The sequence below is a fragment of the Citrobacter sp. Cpo090 genome, from assembly GCF_030332665.1.
GTDB classification, from domain to species: Bacteria; Pseudomonadota; Gammaproteobacteria; order Enterobacterales; family Enterobacteriaceae; genus Citrobacter; species Citrobacter portucalensis.
This window is the reverse complement of sequence record NZ_JAOWHK010000025.1, coordinates 166,126-181,895: the sequence shown is the minus strand read 5'-3', so window position 1 is coordinate 181,895 and position 15,770 is coordinate 166,126. Positions and strand designations below refer to the sequence as shown.

At 49.7% G+C, this 15,770-nt stretch carries 15 protein-coding genes; 11 read left to right on the top strand and 4 right to left on the bottom strand.

The genetic code is table 11. The features are described from left to right. Nucleotides 1–36: 36 nt before the first annotated feature. From OGY83_RS03405 to OGY83_RS03395, 3 genes are all read left to right on the top strand, one after another. On the top strand, nucleotides 37–1,473 hold the full coding sequence (locus tag OGY83_RS03405; RefSeq protein ID WP_286635286.1) for a glycoside hydrolase family 32 protein: 1,437 nt from the start codon (nucleotides 37–39) through the stop codon (nucleotides 1,471–1,473). 30 nt (nucleotides 1,474–1,503) lie between these two features. Continuing rightward, the gene (locus tag OGY83_RS03400) at nucleotides 1,504–2,451 is read left to right on the top strand and encodes a PfkB family carbohydrate kinase (protein ID WP_286635285.1); all 948 of its coding nucleotides are present in this window, start codon (nucleotides 1,504–1,506) and stop codon (nucleotides 2,449–2,451) included. Between the two features lie 65 nt (nucleotides 2,452–2,516). Further along, the gene (locus OGY83_RS03395) at nucleotides 2,517–3,776 is read left to right on the top strand and encodes an MFS transporter (protein WP_286635284.1); all 1,260 of its coding nucleotides are present in this window, start codon (nucleotides 2,517–2,519) and stop codon (nucleotides 3,774–3,776) included. 77 nt (nucleotides 3,777–3,853) lie between these two features. Here OGY83_RS03395 and OGY83_RS03390 read toward each other — a convergent pair whose 3' ends face one another. The 4 genes from OGY83_RS03390 to ycgZ form a co-directional block, all read right to left on the bottom strand. Beyond that, complete coding sequence (locus tag OGY83_RS03390; RefSeq protein WP_286635283.1) at nucleotides 3,854–4,405, bottom strand: LuxR C-terminal-related transcriptional regulator; 552 nt, start codon at nucleotides 4,403–4,405, stop codon at nucleotides 3,854–3,856. A gap of 133 nt (nucleotides 4,406–4,538) precedes the next feature. After that, the gene (locus tag OGY83_RS03385; protein ID WP_008784990.1) at nucleotides 4,539–4,805 is read right to left on the bottom strand and encodes a biofilm development regulator YmgB/AriR family protein; all 267 of its coding nucleotides are present in this window, start codon (nucleotides 4,803–4,805) and stop codon (nucleotides 4,539–4,541) included. A 34-nt stretch (nucleotides 4,806–4,839) separates the two neighbouring features. Further along, the gene (locus OGY83_RS03380; RefSeq protein WP_286635282.1) at nucleotides 4,840–5,112 is read right to left on the bottom strand and encodes a hypothetical protein; all 273 of its coding nucleotides are present in this window, start codon (nucleotides 5,110–5,112) and stop codon (nucleotides 4,840–4,842) included. 41 nt (nucleotides 5,113–5,153) lie between these two features. Further along, nucleotides 5,154–5,390 (bottom strand): regulatory protein YcgZ, encoded by a 237-nt coding sequence (gene ycgZ, locus OGY83_RS03375; RefSeq protein WP_123267345.1) that lies wholly within the window; start codon nucleotides 5,388–5,390, stop codon nucleotides 5,154–5,156. Nucleotides 5,391–5,708: 318 nt separating this feature from the next. Here ycgZ and OGY83_RS03370 point away from each other — a divergent pair, with 318 nt between their 5' ends. The 8 genes from OGY83_RS03370 (at nucleotide 5,709) to dhaK (ending at nucleotide 15,764) form a co-directional block, all read left to right on the top strand. Continuing rightward, nucleotides 5,709–6,935, top strand: a complete 1,227-nt coding sequence (locus tag OGY83_RS03370) for a diguanylate phosphodiesterase (RefSeq protein WP_286635281.1) — start codon at nucleotides 5,709–5,711, stop codon at nucleotides 6,933–6,935. 204 nt (nucleotides 6,936–7,139) lie between these two features. Next, on the top strand, nucleotides 7,140–7,871 hold the full coding sequence (locus OGY83_RS03365; protein WP_008784993.1) for a MerR family transcriptional regulator: 732 nt from the start codon (nucleotides 7,140–7,142) through the stop codon (nucleotides 7,869–7,871). Nucleotides 7,872–8,180: 309 nt separating this feature from the next. Further along, a complete protein-coding gene (locus OGY83_RS03360) occupies nucleotides 8,181–8,711 on the top strand; it encodes a Csu type fimbrial protein (protein ID WP_079937471.1) in 531 nt (176 codons plus the stop codon). A 14-nt stretch (nucleotides 8,712–8,725) separates the two neighbouring features. Then, nucleotides 8,726–9,448: a fimbrial biogenesis chaperone gene (locus tag OGY83_RS03355; RefSeq protein WP_286635280.1), complete on the top strand. Its 723-nt coding sequence runs from the start codon at nucleotides 8,726–8,728 to the stop codon at nucleotides 9,446–9,448. A 55-nt stretch (nucleotides 9,449–9,503) separates the two neighbouring features. Beyond that, a complete protein-coding gene (locus tag OGY83_RS03350; protein ID WP_286635279.1) occupies nucleotides 9,504–11,789 on the top strand; it encodes a fimbria/pilus outer membrane usher protein in 2,286 nt (761 codons plus the stop codon). Between the two features lie 13 nt (nucleotides 11,790–11,802). Then, nucleotides 11,803–12,771: a Csu type fimbrial protein gene (locus OGY83_RS03345; protein WP_286635278.1), complete on the top strand. Its 969-nt coding sequence runs from the start codon at nucleotides 11,803–11,805 to the stop codon at nucleotides 12,769–12,771. A gap of 322 nt (nucleotides 12,772–13,093) precedes the next feature. Then, on the top strand, nucleotides 13,094–14,368 hold the full coding sequence (locus tag OGY83_RS03340) for a Glu/Leu/Phe/Val family dehydrogenase (protein ID WP_079937475.1): 1,275 nt from the start codon (nucleotides 13,094–13,096) through the stop codon (nucleotides 14,366–14,368). A 325-nt stretch (nucleotides 14,369–14,693) separates the two neighbouring features. Next, the gene (dhaK, locus tag OGY83_RS03335; protein WP_003833521.1) at nucleotides 14,694–15,764 is read left to right on the top strand and encodes a dihydroxyacetone kinase subunit DhaK; all 1,071 of its coding nucleotides are present in this window, start codon (nucleotides 14,694–14,696) and stop codon (nucleotides 15,762–15,764) included. The last annotated feature ends 6 nt before the right edge of the window (nucleotides 15,765–15,770 follow it).

The following is a 15,770-nucleotide window of genomic DNA, read 5'->3' as shown; positions in this document are numbered from 1 at the left end:
TTATCTTTTGATCAATTCACTTACAGGGACAAGCAAATGACCTCACTACTTTCCAAAGCCAACGAAGCCTTAAGTCAGCAGAAAGACCTTGTAAACCCGCGCTGGTATCCACACTACCACCTGGCACCACCGGCGGGTTGGATGAACGATCCCAACGGTCTGTCCTGGTTCGATGGTTACTACCATGCGTTCTATCAGCACTATCCGTGGCAGCCGGTCTGGGGACCAATGCACTGGGGCCATGCGCGCAGCCGCGATATGGTGAACTGGGAGTACTTACCCATCGCACTGGCACCAGAAGGGCCGGAAGATAAAGACGGCTGTTTTTCCGGTTCAGCGGTGGTTGAAGGCAATAAGTTGGCCCTGATCTACACCGGACACAAGTTTGACGGCGAGGCGAAAGAGGAAAACCTGTATCAGGTACAGTGCCTGGCCACCAGCACCGACGGGATCCACTTTGAACGCAAGGGCATGATTCTGGATACCCCGCGAGGCGTACACCATTTTCGCGATCCAAAAGTCTGGCAAGAGGGAGACAGCTGGTACATGGTGGTGGGTGCCCGGGTTGATGACGTGGGCGAAGTGCAGCTCTATCGCTCGCAGGATCTACAGCACTGGCAGTTTGCCAGCACGCTCGGCAGGGCCGATGACGGCATGGGTTACATGTGGGAGTGCCCGGACCTCTTCCCACTGAACGATAAGCACGTCTTCATGTTCTCGCCGCAGGGCATCTCCGCAAACGGATACGCTTACCGTAACCTGTTCCAGAGCGGCTATATGGTCGGCGAATGGCAGGATAATCTCCATTTTCACGTCACCCACACCTTCCAGGAGATGGATCACGGGCATGATTTTTACGCCCCCCAGTCATTTGTCACCCCGGATGGGCGCCGAATTGTGATTGGCTGGCTGTCGATGTGGGAATCGCCAATGCCAGAGCAGGCCGACGGCTGGGCGGGCATGCTTACCCTCCCCCGCGAGGTGACGCTCGATACCAATCAGCGGCTGCGTATGAACCCAATTAAAGAACTGGAATCATTGCGCGGTCCGCTCCATGTCTGGCCAGTTAGCGACTTGTACAATCGAACCTTAATAGTCGAAGAACGGGCGCTCGCCATCGAACTCAAACTGAGCCTCGATATTACCCGCAGCAGCGCTGAAGAATATGGTATCGCGCTGGGTGACGGACTACGGGTCTACGTCGATGCTCAGGCACAGCGTCTGGTGCTGGATCGTCGCTACCCGCAGCATGGTCTCTCTGGTTATCGCAGCGTGCCGCTGCCAGTTGGTGACCTGCTGGATCTGCGCTTATTTATCGACAGCTCCTCGGTAGAGGTATTTGTCAATGACGGTGAATATACCCTTAGCAGTCGTATTTATCCTGAACCGGACGATCGTCAACTGACCTTATTCAGCCAGAACGGACACGCCATTTTTAATCAAGGGCATGCCTGGCCGCTCAGCGCCAAATAAACACCCGTCTTACTGCTTTGGGGAAAAATAATGACTATCTGGACGCTCGGAGACGCCGTGGTGGATTTATTGCCGCGCGACAATATGCAGTTTGAAGCCTGCGCGGGAGGCGCTCCCTTCAATGTGGCAATCGGCGTCGCTCGCCTTGGCCACGCCAGCGGTTTTATTGGCCGTGTGGGCAATGACACTTTTGGTCGCTTTCTGCATCAGACGCTGGCTAAAGCCCAGGTGGATACAGGAAGTATGGAGTTTGATGCACATCAGCACACCAGTACCGTACTGGTTTCACTGGCTCCCAACGGCGAGCGGCAGTTTGAGTTTTTGGTCAATCCGTCTGCCGATCAATTTCTCAGCCCGGCGAGCCTGCCCGACTTTGGTGCCGATATTCTGCACTTCTGCTCGCTGGCGCTGGTTGCCCCTGACTGCCGCGCCACCCTCGCCCAGGCAATGGCCGCATTGCGACAGACCGGCGGTACGCTGAGCTTTGACATCAATCTGCGTCCGCAGATGTGGAGCAACGAGATGCAGATGTTTGACCATGTCAGCGAGTTTGCCCGGCAGAGCGACATTCTGAAGATGTCGGAAGAAGAACTGCTGTGGCTAACACAATCCGACTGTCTCAGTAGCGCCTGCGAACGCCTGGTAGATTTTCCTGCACGCCTGAAAATCGTCACCCGCGGTGCCGACGGCGCTATCGCTTTCTGGCAAAACAGCAGGCTAACTTTAAGTGGCTATAGCGTCGAAAGCATCGATACCACCGGCGCCGGTGACGCCTTTATGGCCGGACTGCTGGCGGCACTCGCCGGAGAAGGCTGGCCCACATCTACGTCAACGCTACTTCCGCTTATCGAGCAGGCCAGCGCTTGTGGTGCTCTGGCGACCACCCGGCTTGGCGCGCTAAGCGCTTTTCCCGACAGCCAACACCTGAGCAGCTTTATTCAGTCACAACCGTCGCTACGGAGAACGATTACCCCGTAATACGGCGCACGCATTATGTCGTATCAAAAAGACCTTACAATGACCTGATCTGGATTGGAAAAATCATGAAGATAAATATGCCGTTCAGTAATGACAAATATCGGTACTCATCCGGGTATCTGCTCTTTTTCTTTGCCGCCTGGTCGTTGTGGTGGTCTTTTTATGCCATATGGCTAAAAAATAAACTCGGCCTGTCTGGAACGGAGCTGGGAATGCTGTATGCCGTAAACCAGTTCTTTAGCATGCTGTTTATGCTGGTCTACGGTTTTCTGCAGGATAAGCTCGGCACCCGTAAACACCTTATCTGGCTGATGGGGATAGTCATCACGCTTAGCGGCCCGTTCCTGATTTATGTTTACGAACCGCTGCTGACCTCCAACTTCAAGCTTGGTATGGCGCTGGGAGCCATTTTCTTTGGCCTTGGCTATCTCGCGGGTTGTGGTCTGGTAGAAAGCTTCGTCGAAAAAGTGAGCCGCAAATTCAACTTTGAATTCGGCACCGCCCGCTTGTGGGGATCGCTTGGCTACGCCGCAGGGACTTTTGTTGGAGGTATCTTTTTCAGCATCAACCCACACATTAACTTCTGGTGCGTATCGGTAATGGGGGTGTTATTCCTGTTGATTAACGTGTTGTTCAAAACCAACTCACCCGCCCCATCTTCTGAAAAAACGCTTTCTCCTGAACCCGACGCGCTGACCAGAAAGGATTTTCTCACTATCTTTAAAGATACGCAGTTCTGGTTTTTCGTCATTTTTGTCGTCGGTACCTGGTCGTTCTATAGCATCTACGACCAGCAGATGTTCCCGGTGTTTTACGCCAGCTTATTTGACGATCCCGAACTGGCACCACGCGTATACGGCTACCTCAACTCGGTACAGGTGTTTATGGAAGCTGTCGGCATGGCGCTGGTTCCGTTCCTGATTAACCGCATCGGGCCTAAATCCGCATTGCTGCTGGGTGGCACAATCATGACCTGTCGAATCCTGGGTTCAGCACTGTTCACCGATATTTATATTATCTCCTTGATTAAAATGCTCCATGCGCTGGAAGTCCCACTGTTTGTTATTTCAGTGTTTAAATTCAGCGTAGCGAATTTTGATAAGCGCCTGTCGTCAACGATATACCTTATTGGCTTCAATATCGCCAGTTCCATTGGCATCATCGTGCTGTCTCTGCCTGTCGGTAAGTTGTTTGATAAAGTGGGCTATCAGGAAATCTTCCTGATTATGGCCAGCATCGTGGTAATAACGCTAATATTTGGCTACTTCTCGTTGAGCAAAAAGCATCATCAGCAGAAGGTGGAAAATGAACTGGTGACAGAGTAGCGAAGTTTTAATTATATCGGACAGGGCCATTGGCCCTGTCGTACACCCTCAACAAGAAGTACGAACTGTCGATTTACTCAGGCATGTTCCAGCCAGTTGCGGAATATTTTCGCTCGCAGTATTCCCTGAAAATCAATCAGCCCGGAACAACCAAGTTTCTTGATCAGATTCTGCCTGGCCTGGTAAATCGTTTTTAAGTGTAGATTTAATAAGGCGGATATCTCAACAATAGTTCGACCTTCTCCTAGCTGCGTTAAAATATATTTATCTCGCGCAGTCAGCGAAATATTTAGTTCCGACTGATTCTCGTGTATACCGCTAGAACGAGTAATATCAATAATAAATTGTTTGAATGTGGCAACGCTAACGTCTATTGGCAGCCTGTAAAGTGATAACTCATTGAGATACTGGTACAGATGACCGTCAATCAGCAGCACCAGACGATGCGTATTCAGATCATAATTTTGCCTTTTTACCGCGTCAAAGTGATTCGCGGTAAAGAACACCAGCTGCGTCTGATCATCTTCAAAAACGATATCTGCAAGGATATTCTTCAATCCTTGCCTGATAAAGATATCATTAATCCATAATTCTGCGTTTCCAGTGTATTCCTGAACGATGTTCATCATTATGGCCTCAATGAAAAATCACAATTGTTCCAGAGAAGGTGCTATGTATAGTCTTAATCAAAAAAATGCTCAGCATGAGTGCTTTCAGCATATAACAAAGGTACTGTACATATTATATTAATATGAAGACTTTTTAGACGTCGTCAGCTGTGTAGCGCAACACTATTTCCAGGGTTTTTCTGATAACATCTGCCTGCACAACGTCAACTGTTGACTCCAGAGAACTAATCAGGCTTAAAATGATGTTTTTATTATTAACATTATCACCTGCCAGAATTACATTTGTTACCGCCTGCCCCAATACCACAGACTCATCTGCTAATAGCTCACCTGCATTATGGAAGTAACTTGATAAAGCTTTATCCGTCATTACACTGTGGACATTAATTTCATGAAGCATGGTAACCTCGCTTGTATAGTCTGGAAGATTATCTTTAATGTAATTTAGGGTTTTTGCTGGCACTGAAAGCACTCTCATTTCTGGTTTTATCCGGTTTTTTGCTTATCTTCCCCGGATTAAGGTTTGTAAAATCATTGATAACGCTGTCAATTAATTGCTTGCGTGTACCATCTATTTCACTGGCCTGCATAAGTCGCAATTGCTTAATCACTGCAGCTAACGAAACGTCTGTATGCATTCGCAAAATTTCTAGCACAGCCAAACCTGTAATTTCATGTTTAAGGCGTTCACTAACAGTTTTCTTCATAACTCCTTCACTACTTACCCCTATCATATAAGGGGTTTATTTTATTCAAAAAGCAGGCCAATTAACGCATTGTAATGTTTCTGTTCTTTCTCCCCTGATGCTTTTTCAAGACGATACAGAAGCTTGGTGCAAAGTGATTTGCGGTTCAGATTGCGTCCATCTTTGAGTATCTCAGTGACGATTTCTCCCAATGTTTCCTGTTGAGTTGGCAGATGCGCCTTCGCAAAGTAACGAGAAATCGCGCTTGCAGTATCAGTGCGAACGGTATGCTGCTGCATGTCATGCTCCTGTAACAAAATGCTGGTGAATATTAAGTTTTATAACAGTAGCAAAGTTGTACCGAAAATGTGTACAACATGAATCATCAATTTTTGTCAAAAAGTGCTAAATCAATATAATCAGTTAGTTACATAAAAATCAAGTTACATAAAATCAACTTCAGTTGTACAATCCACTTCGTTTAACGAATGAATTTGATCTGTTTAAAGGCCTTTATTGTAAAAATAAAGTTAGAATAATGTATTAAAATCAGGACATAAGCTGGTTTGTTTGATACTGTCCATACTTCTTCCCCTCCCTTAGATCCCGGACTGTCCATGCTCACGACCATTATTTACCGTAGCCATCTCCGTGATGACGCCCCCCTCAGAGCGCTTGAGGATATGGTGACAGCCGCAAATATCAAAAACAGGCGATCTGATGTTACGGGGATCTTACTCTTTAACGGTCACCACTTTTTCCAACTGCTTGAAGGCCCTGAGGAGCAGGTAAAAGAGATTTATCGTTGTATTTGTAACGATTCACGGCACCACAATATCGTTGAGCTGATGTGTGATTACGCTCCTGCGAGAAGATTCGGAAAAGTGGGAATGGAGTTATTTGATCTACAAAAACATGAACGCAATGACGTTCTGCAAGCGGTGCTGAATAAGGGGACATCAAAATTTCAGCTCACCTATGATGACCGTGCATTACAGTTTTTCCGCACATTTGTCCTCGCGACGGAAAAATCGAGCTATTTTGAAATCCCTGCACCTGATTACTGGAGTTTTATTGCCGACAACTCTTGTACTCTCCTGGATAAAAGCGCACTCCCGTCCAATATCGATTTCAGCTTTGCTTTTCAACCAATTATCGATCCTATGTCGCAACGTGTCATTGCCCTGGAAGCACTTATTCGTGGAAGAGACGGTGAAACGCCCGCAACTTATTTTGGCAACTTAAATCCTGAGGAACTGTATACCGCGGATCTGCAGAGCAAAAAGACTGCTTTTGCAATGGCAAGCGCGCTGGGACTTAACGACAAAATGCTGTCAGTCAATCTGCTTCCCATGACCCTGGTAAACAAACCCGATGCAGTCAGCTTTCTGATAAACGAAATCGCGGCGCACGGACTGGTGCCTGAACAAATCATTGTAGAGTTTACCGAAAGCGAAGTTATTTCGCGCTTTGATACGTTCGCGCAGGCCGTAAAGTCACTCAAGGCTGCGGGGATCTGTGTGGCGATAGATCATTTTGGGGCAGGTTTTGCCGGGCTTCAGCTTCTGTCTCGTTTTCAACCCGACCGAATTAAGATAAGCCGCGAGCTGATCACGGATGTGCATAAAAGTGGACCAGGACAGGCCATCATTCAGGCAATTATCAAATGCTGCACTTCACTGGAAATCATGATTTCCGCGGTCGGCGTTGAAAAACCTGAAGAGTGGATGTGGCTTGAGTCCGCAGGTATTGAAATCTTCCAGGGTAACCTTTTTGCACAAGCCTGCCTGAATGGTATTCCCTCTGTTGCATGGCCAGAGAAAAATGATTTCTCAGAGCAATAACAACTAACACATTGTTAGTAAACAACAATCCCTGCCCTCTCTCATGCTGAGCATAAAAATTCAGCATTTACTCCCTGCGTGATAGTAAAGTAAATCTTATTTTTGCTAGAATCCTCTGTATGTTTTGTACAATTTAATGCATGTTGTACAAAGTAACAGGAACCGCATATCGGTGACGGAGAATCAGGAGTGTCCGGGGGAACTATGGCTTATTACAGCATTGGGGATGTCGCAGAACGTTGCGGGATAAATCCTGTCACCCTTCGGGCATGGCAACGACGTTACGGTTTACTCAAACCTCAACGCAGTGAAGGTGGCCACCGACTCTTTGATGAAGAAGATATTCAGCGTATTGAAGAAATAAAACGTTGGATTAGCAATGGCATACCTGTTGGCAAAGTTAAGGCATTGCTGGAAACCAGTACCCGTCAAGCTGACGACGACTGGAATCAATTACAAGAAGAGATGATGAGCATTCTTCGCATGGCACATCCGCCGAAGCTGCGAGCCAAAATTACCGCACTCGGTCGCGTTCACCCCGTAGATGCGCTGATTGATCACGTTTATCTTCCCGTACGTCAACGGCTGATACTTGACCATAATACATCCCGCATAATGAACAGCATGCTTGATGGCGCATTGATTGAGTATGTTGCCACACTGCTGTCTGAAACGAGGCGCAAGTCAGGAAAGGATGCCCTCCTGATGGCCTGGGATGTTGAAGACAGAACCCGTCTGTGGCTCGAAGCCTGGCGTTTATCGCAATCTGGTTGGCATATTGCTGTTCTGGCTGAACCCATTGAATCGCCAAGACCAGAACTTTTCCCTGGGCAAACCCTTTTTGTCTGGACCGGTATTACGCCAACCCGCAGACAAAATGAACTGCTACAACACTGGAATGAACAAGGTTATAAGGTCATTTTCCACAGCCCGTAATCAACACGTAATACGTGTAAGATAAACCATGCGGCTCTCATTTTTTGGGTAGTTATTTTGAGTACCACCCAAGGAATATGTTGCCCCCTATCCTCCTGACTTAACCCCGGTCGTAGCATAAAAACAAAACAACATACTCACCCATTGGTATTATTTTTTTGTAGACGACATCACCTTTTTCCTAAGTAAAATTTATTAGATCAACTGGCGTACGTCTAATACTTATTCTAGGGTTAAATTATGTCTTCTTGTGCCGCATTATTGTTTTTCTAAAGTAATAAATGTGGTTATTTGAAAAAGGTAAAGGATATGGCTCTAGTCTTAGACAAACGCTTAATTCTTTGTTGCTGCGCCTTTTCCATTATTTCTGTGGCAAATGCAGCAACCGTTAACGGAACATTTCAGGTGTTGATGACGATTCAAAAGGCCTGTACCGTGACTGCGGGTTCGGCTTCAAATATCACACTTGGTCCGGTGAATACCACGGCGACCAATACCAGTGCAAGCAACACTATTTCAATTAATTGCTCAAAAACCACGCCCTATTTTATCGGCCTGGCACCGTCGGCTGCCAATGGAGGGACGACAACAGGATCTGGCGCCATGTCCTCCGTTGCTAACGCAGCCACCAATACCGATAAAGTGCCCTATCAGCTAAATCGTACGTCAGCAACAGGTCCGGTGTGGGGGAATACCGCCACAGACACTGCGCCTGGAAATGGCGTAGCGGCGACGGGGACGGGTCTGGCGCAGACGTACACTGTTTATGCCACGGCACCAAGCGCCAACTTCACTCCTGACGACTATTCCGACACGGTAACGGTTAACGTTAACTACTAACTTCAGGAAGCCACATGAGAGTAAAACTGCCTGTTAAGCAGTGTGCCTGCGCATGCCTGTCAGGGATAGTTGCGAGCATCAACCTTGCCACCGCCAGTGGGCTGCAAATAGCCCCGGTCACGTTAACGTTGCAAGCGACGCAAAATGCCGATGGTATCTGGCTGAGTAACGCGGGTGAAAATGTGCTCAATGCCCAGGTTCGGGTTTTTCGCTGGAACCAAAGCGCTTATGACGACAAGCTTTCCCCCTCTCAGGGGCTGGTGATTAGCCCGCCGATGTTGGCATTGGCCCCTGGAGAACGTCAGTTGATCCGAGTTATTCGCACAACCCCTCCCTCGGCACATGCCGAAGACGCTTATCGTTTATCGATAGATGAGTTACCGCCTGCAAAAGTCGAAAAAAACAAGCTTCAGTTTGTGCTGCATTATTCCGTTCCCGTTTTCATTCAACCAACATCAGCGGCGCAAACGCAGGCAAAACTGCAATGGAAATTACAACAACTGGATGGCAAAAAATTTATTGAAGTCAGTAATCAGGGAAATGGGCATGCACAGTTATCTGCTGCAACATTTATAAGCCCTGATGGTACTAAAAAAGTCATTACACCCGGACTATTAGGCTACGTTTTACCCGGCTCAACAATGCGCTGGATAGTCTCCCCGTCGGCCAGTAATAATCATTATGGCGGGAAAGTTGAAGTCACAATCAATGGCCAAAAAACAGTACAAGATCTGTAACAGATCCTGGCTTCTGGTGAAATATTGCTTTCTCAATGGAGTATTAATATCGGGAATGGTTTGCGCACAAACGCTGAATAATAACCAGAGCGAAGGTGGTGTTATTAATAGCACCTCGCAGATTACGGGAGTCGATTTGTATCTCGACGTCACCTTAAATGGAAATCCCGTTGGGCTGGTACATTTTGGCTACGATAATGGAAAGCTTTATGCGGGAGCAGATACCCTGCGTAAAATGGGCTTTCGCTTTGCTTCAGACGCCACTAACGCCGTCTGCCTTAACGATATCCCGCAGCTAACCATTGACTACAACGTTCAGTTGCAAACGCTCTCGCTTACCGCGCCACTCAGTTCACTCGATCTTGCGACCACGCAGCTTAACTCGCCCACCGAAACAGCGCCAACGGCAACAACATCACGTGGGGCGCTGCTCAATTATGATATCTATACCCAACAGGGGGATGAAAGCGCAATCAATACCTTCAGCGAAATTCGCGCCTTCAATGCGGCCGGCGTGCTCAGCACCACCCAGTTGACGCAGTACTCTACCGAGGAATATGCCGATAACAGCTTTGAACGCCTTGATACCGGCTGGCGTACGTCATTTCCTGATACGATGTTGGCGTTAACCGTAGGCGATACCCTGACAAGTTCACTCATCTGGTCCCGACCGACGCGTATCGGCGGCATTCAGATAGGCACCGATTTTGGGTTGCAGCCTTATATGCCAACCACCCCGCTCCCTGCATATCTGGGATCCGCGACGTTACCATCAAACGTTGAGCTGTACGTCGACGGCGTCAGGTACTACAACGGAGAAGTCCCCGCAGGTAGCTTTCAGATCAACACAATGCCTAACATCAGCGGCGCGGGAACGGGTCAGGTAATGATGACAGATGCGCTGGGCAGAACGAGCGTACAAAATTTCTCGTTCTACAACGATCAGCAACTCCTGCGGGAAGGATTAACCGCCTGGTCGGCAGAATTAGGCACGGTACGCGAAAATTATGGTTACTCCTCTTTTGATTATGCCAGCGCACCAGTATTGAGCGCTACGTGGCGTCGCGGGTTTAGCAATACGTTCACCGCCGGGACTCATGCGGAAACCAGCGATGGACTGATTAACGCGGGCTTCAGTAACGACTGGATCCCGGGAACCCGTAGCGGCACGTTTTCGACCTCACTTGCCACAAGTACCGACTCAGGAAAGAACGGTTTTTTGTACAGTTTTGGTTACCGTTGGTCCGGTGAACGGTTTAATTTCAGTACCAGTACCACGGCAACTTCCGGCGATTATCGCGATGTCGCCACCCATTACGGCGAGCCTCCTCCCACGCTTAACAGCAACACAGTCATTGGCTATTCGTTGGAAGCTGCCGGTAATGTCAGCCTGAGCTATTTGCAGTTTCGTTATCCACACGAAAATGCGGTGCGCTACGCCAACGCCAGCTGGTTTAAGTCTGTTACAGACAACATCTCTCTGAATGCCGGATTCAACCAGAACATTGACGATAACCGCGATCGCAGTCTCTATTTGATGGTGACGATCGCTACCGACAACAATCTGAGCGCCAGCAGCACCCTACAACGTACCAACGACGAAACCGGCTACCAGCTCAACGCTAGCCTGACGCCCCCTGCCGACGGCGGCTGGGGCTGGAATCTGGCCGCCAGTCAGCAGGCTTCCCGGCAAAGTGGCCAGGGAGAAGTGGGATATCTGGGGCGTTATGGTAAAGCGTACGTGGGATTCAGCCGTTTACCGGATAACCATTACGGCTATGCAGGCGCAACCGGATCGCTGGTAACCATGGGAGGCGGCCTGTTTGCAGCAAGAGAAATCAACAATGGTTTTGCCGTCGTCTCAACTGACGGCGTGCCTGATGTTCCGGTCAAATTGCAAAATAACCTGATTGGTCGCAGCGATGACCAGGGACTACTGCTGGTCACGCCGCTCAACAGTTATCAAAAAAACCTGATCAGTATTGACCCGATGGATCTCCCCACCAATATGCGGATCGCACGCGTTGAGGCGAATGCCACGCCTGCCGATCGTTCCGGTACTTTGGTTAGCTTTGGCATCACTCCCGTCCGCGCTGCGCAGGTTATCCTCGTCGACAATCAGGGTAAGCCAATTCCTGAAGGCAGCATGGCTTACGCCATCAACGGAAAAGGACAGTCGTCTATCGTTGGCTTTGATGGGATGACCTGGTTCGACACCCTGGAGCAGCACAACACGCTGCGCGTTGATACGGACACCGGTAGTTGCCGTGTGCAATTTGACTATCCCGCGTCAGCAAAGGGGATTGTGTATATAGGCCCGCTGGTTTGTCGCCCACACTAACAGGAGTGCGCTCATGAGGTTAAGACATCTGCTACTCATCGCTGCCGTACTTTTTTGCCCGGCAATTAGCCATGCGGTAACTTGTTCGGTGAGCAATGTGCAACCCATAAATTTAGGTTCGGTCAATCCACTGTCTGCGACAGGCGCTACGTCATCAATGACGTTCAGTTACACCTGCACCAAAGAGCTTGGTGACGCGCTGGCTGGGATCAATCTCTGTTTTAATATTGGCGCCTCGGCCGTCAGTGGCCAGGTGACACCGCGAAATATGTCATTAAGCGGCACGCCTGCCAGAACGCTGGCATACCAGCTTTACCAGGATAGCGGGCACACCAAAGTCTGGGGAAGTCAGTATCAGTCGGGAACCACTTTTCCCATGGTACAGCTTAGCCTGCTGAATCTGACGCCAGTGACGGGTTCACTCACGGTTTCGGCGCAGATCGTCACGCCACAAACTTCAGCCGTCCCCGGAAACTATCAGGATAGCTATACGACGGCCACAGCCCTTGTCACTCTCAATCCCGGATTACTTTTCCCGCCAACAACCTGTGGCGATACCGTTGCCGCCAGGCTGCCTTTCACCGTATCGGCGACCGTCAGCAAACAGTGCAACATCACCTCTGCAAGCGATATTAGCTTTGCGCCAGCCAGGGCGACCGGGCGTAATCTCACGGCTTCAAATACCGTAGGCGTAGCCTGTTCCAATAACACGCCTTACACCATCGGGCTTCAGCCCTCCAACGGCAATACGGCAGGCAGCGGCGTGATGGCGGGCACGGGGTCAAATACGGATAAAGTCCCCTACCAGCTTAGTTCGACACCAGGTCCTTCCGGGATGGTCTGGGGCAATACATCGCTCAATACCGTTGCGGGCAACGGTACGGGGACAACGACAACCTACCCGGTTTACGCCACCGTTCCCAGCGCGAACTACACGCCAGACAACTATGCCGATACTGTCACCATCGCCGTGACCTACTGACGCCCAGCTTAACAGCAATAAAGCAAATACATTTTATTATCATATTATTTACTTTTAGAGGTGCGTCATAAATATGACAAATTGCGATTTTTACAATTTATGCATATTAAATTAAATAAATCGCAAAAAAACCGCAATACAAGCAAATACAAAGAATAACTATTCACTGCCAAACCAAAGCCCACACTATTTATGCCGATAATCCGTGCTGGCCAGGCAGGCCGTTCTATGAAAAAAATGTTAAATTTAGGTTTATATGGTGAGATTCACTGTATACCACGGCCAAATTAAGAACATATTACTTTTATAACTAAGGTTTATCATGGATAAGTTATCTTACGCTTCAGATAGCAGCACATCTGCCTGGAATACCTACCTGCAACAAATCGAGCGTGTGGCCCCTTACCTGGGCGAACTTTCCCATTGGGTGGATACCCTGCGTCACCCAAAACGCGCGCTGATTGTCGATATCCCGGTGCAGATGGATGACGGCACTATCCGTCATTTTGAAGGGTATCGCGTGCAACATAACCTCTCCCGCGGTCCGGGCAAAGGCGGTGTGCGTTATCATCCTGATGTTGATCTTAATGAAGTGATGGCCCTGTCCGCATGGATGACCATCAAATGCGCGGCGTTGAACCTGCCGTACGGCGGCGCTAAAGGCGGTGTGCGCGTCGATCCATTCTCACTGTCTGAAGGTGAACTGGAGCGTTTAACCCGCCGTTATACCAGCGAAATCGGCATTATCATTGGGCCGCAGAAAGACATTCCTGCGCCGGATGTAGGTACTAACGGAAAAGTCATGGCATGGATGATGGATACCTACTCCATGAACCACGGCACCACCGTGACCAGCGTGGTCACCGGTAAACCGATTCACCTTGGCGGTTCATTAGGTCGTGATAAAGCCACCGGTCGCGGCGTTTTCGTCAGCGGTCTGGAAGTAGCACGCCGTGCCAACATTGAAGTTGAAGGCGCTCGCGTGGCGGTACAAGGTTTCGGTAACGTCGGCAGCGAAGCCGCCCGCCTGTTCGCCGCTGCGGGTGCGCGTGTAGTCGCGATTCAGGATCACACCGCTACGCTGTTTAACTCCACGGGTATCGACATGGCCGCGTTGTCTGCCTGGCAGTTAGAGCACAAACAGATTGCCGGTTTCCCGGGCGCTGAAACCATTGCCAGCGAAGCCTTCTGGAGCCTGGAGATGGATATTCTTATTCCGGCCGCGCTCGAAGGTCAGATCACCCGTCACCGTGCGGAAACCTTGACCTGTAAACTGGTACTTGAAGGCGCTAACGGCCCAACCTATCCGGATGCCGACGATGTGCTGGCAAGCCGTGGTATCGTGGTTGTGCCTGACGTGGTCTGTAACGCCGGCGGCGTAACCGTCAGCTACTTCGAATGGGTTCAGGACATGGCAAGCTTCTTCTGGAGTGAAGAAGAGATCAACAATCGCATGGACAAAATCATGACCGATGCGATGGTGCATGTATGGGAAAAAGCAGCTGAGAAATCCTGCTCCCTGCGTACCGCAGCCTACATTGTTGCCTGCGAACGCATTCTGCTGGCACGAAAAGATCGCGGAATTTATCCGGGCTAATACCGATAATTTCCCCTCGCATAAACCACCTGCCCGGCAGGTGGTTTTTTTTAGCAAAATCCTGCACGTAGTCTTTCCCCATAAAATACTGCCCGATCTCTCATTTTCGCTGTTTTATGCACCATCACGTTTCAATATGGAACGTTATAAAATGATGTTGTTCCGTAATGAAACGCTCCGCTCAGCAATTTTCTTTTGCAAACCCGTGTGCAAAATTACCTTATCGGCAGCGAGCGGTCGCCGTGACGTTGAACCAACCGATACCCTACATCAGATGTCTGCCCGAATTTGGCAGCCATCCAGGACTGTCTGCGGAGCATAAATAATGAAAAAATTGATCAACCGTGTTGAAGACGTACTGAATGAACAACTCGCCGGACTGGCGAAAGCGTATCCTTCCCTGGCACTGCATCAGGATCCGGTATATGTCACCCGCGCAGATGCGCCGGTGATGGGCAAAGTGGCGCTGCTTTCCGGCGGCGGCAGCGGACACGAACCTATGCACTGCGGCTACATTGGTCAGGGCATGCTCTCTGGCGCCTGCCCGGGTGAGATTTTTACCTCACCCACGCCGGATAAAATGTTCGAATGCGCCATGCAAATTGACGGTGGCGAAGGCGTGCTGCTGATAATCAAAAATTACACCGGCGACATTCTTAATTTCGAAACCGCTACCGAGCTGCTGCATGAAAGCGGCGTCAAAGTCACCACCATGGTGGTGGATGACGACGTGGCGGTGAAAGACAGTTTGTATACCGCCGGTCGTCGTGGCGTGGCGAATACCGTATTGATCGAAAAACTGGTCGGCGCAGCCGCCGAACGCGGTGACTCGCTGGAAGCCTGTGCGGCGCTGGGTCGTAAGCTGAATAACCAGGGCCACTCCATTGGCATAGCCATTGGCGCCTGTACCGTTCCGGCAGCCGGACAACCTTCGTTCACGTTGCAGGATAACGAGATGGAGTTTGGCGTAGGTATCCATGGGGAACCCGGCATTGACCGTCGCCCCTTCACCTCTCTCGATCAGACCGTTGATGAAATGTTCGATACCCTACTGGAAAACGGTAACTACAGCCGTACGCTCCGCCACTGGGACAACGTCCAGGGCGCATGGCAGGAAGGTAAAGAAAGCAAGCGTGCGTTACAAAGTGGCGATCGCGTTATTGCGCTGGTCAATAATCTCGGTGCGACGCCGTTGTCTGAACTCTTCGGCGTGTATAACCGCCTCGAAAGCCGTTGTCAGGATGCAGGCATCGTCATTGAGCGCAACCTGATCGGTTCTTACTGTACCTCTCTGGATATGACCGGTTTCTCAATCACCCTGTTACAGGTGGATGACGAAACGCTGAGCTTATGGGATGCGCCGGTTCACACCCCTGCTCTCAACTGGGGTAAATAAGGAGAT

Excerpts from the sequence above, each read along its gene's own strand:
- dhaK (WP_003833521.1), top strand. The coding sequence starts at position 14,694 with ATGAAAAAATTGATCAACCGTGTTGAAGACGTACTGAATGAACAACTC.
- OGY83_RS03360 (WP_079937471.1), top strand. The coding sequence starts at position 8,181 with ATGGCTCTAGTCTTAGACAAACGCTTAATTCTTTGTTGCTGCGCCTTT.
- OGY83_RS03370 (WP_286635281.1), top strand. The coding sequence starts at position 5,709 with ATGCTCACGACCATTATTTACCGTAGCCATCTCCGTGATGACGCCCCC.
- OGY83_RS03400 (WP_286635285.1), top strand. The coding sequence starts at position 1,504 with ATGACTATCTGGACGCTCGGAGACGCCGTGGTGGATTTATTGCCGCGC.
- ycgZ (WP_123267345.1), bottom strand. The coding sequence starts at position 5,390 with ATGCAGCAGCATACCGTTCGCACTGATACTGCAAGCGCGATTTCTCGT.
- OGY83_RS03405 (WP_286635286.1), top strand. The coding sequence starts at position 37 with ATGACCTCACTACTTTCCAAAGCCAACGAAGCCTTAAGTCAGCAGAAA.
- OGY83_RS03350 (WP_286635279.1), top strand. The coding sequence starts at position 9,504 with ATGGTTTGCGCACAAACGCTGAATAATAACCAGAGCGAAGGTGGTGTT.
- OGY83_RS03395 (WP_286635284.1), top strand. The coding sequence starts at position 2,517 with ATGAAGATAAATATGCCGTTCAGTAATGACAAATATCGGTACTCATCC.
- OGY83_RS03365 (WP_008784993.1), top strand. The coding sequence starts at position 7,140 with ATGGCTTATTACAGCATTGGGGATGTCGCAGAACGTTGCGGGATAAAT.
- OGY83_RS03340 (WP_079937475.1), top strand. The coding sequence starts at position 13,094 with ATGGATAAGTTATCTTACGCTTCAGATAGCAGCACATCTGCCTGGAAT.
- OGY83_RS03345 (WP_286635278.1), top strand. The coding sequence starts at position 11,803 with ATGAGGTTAAGACATCTGCTACTCATCGCTGCCGTACTTTTTTGCCCG.
- OGY83_RS03385 (WP_008784990.1), bottom strand. The coding sequence starts at position 4,805 with ATGCTTCATGAAATTAATGTCCACAGTGTAATGACGGATAAAGCTTTA.
- OGY83_RS03380 (WP_286635282.1), bottom strand. The coding sequence starts at position 5,112 with ATGAAGAAAACTGTTAGTGAACGCCTTAAACATGAAATTACAGGTTTG.
- OGY83_RS03390 (WP_286635283.1), bottom strand. The coding sequence starts at position 4,405 with ATGATGAACATCGTTCAGGAATACACTGGAAACGCAGAATTATGGATT.
- OGY83_RS03355 (WP_286635280.1), top strand. The coding sequence starts at position 8,726 with ATGAGAGTAAAACTGCCTGTTAAGCAGTGTGCCTGCGCATGCCTGTCA.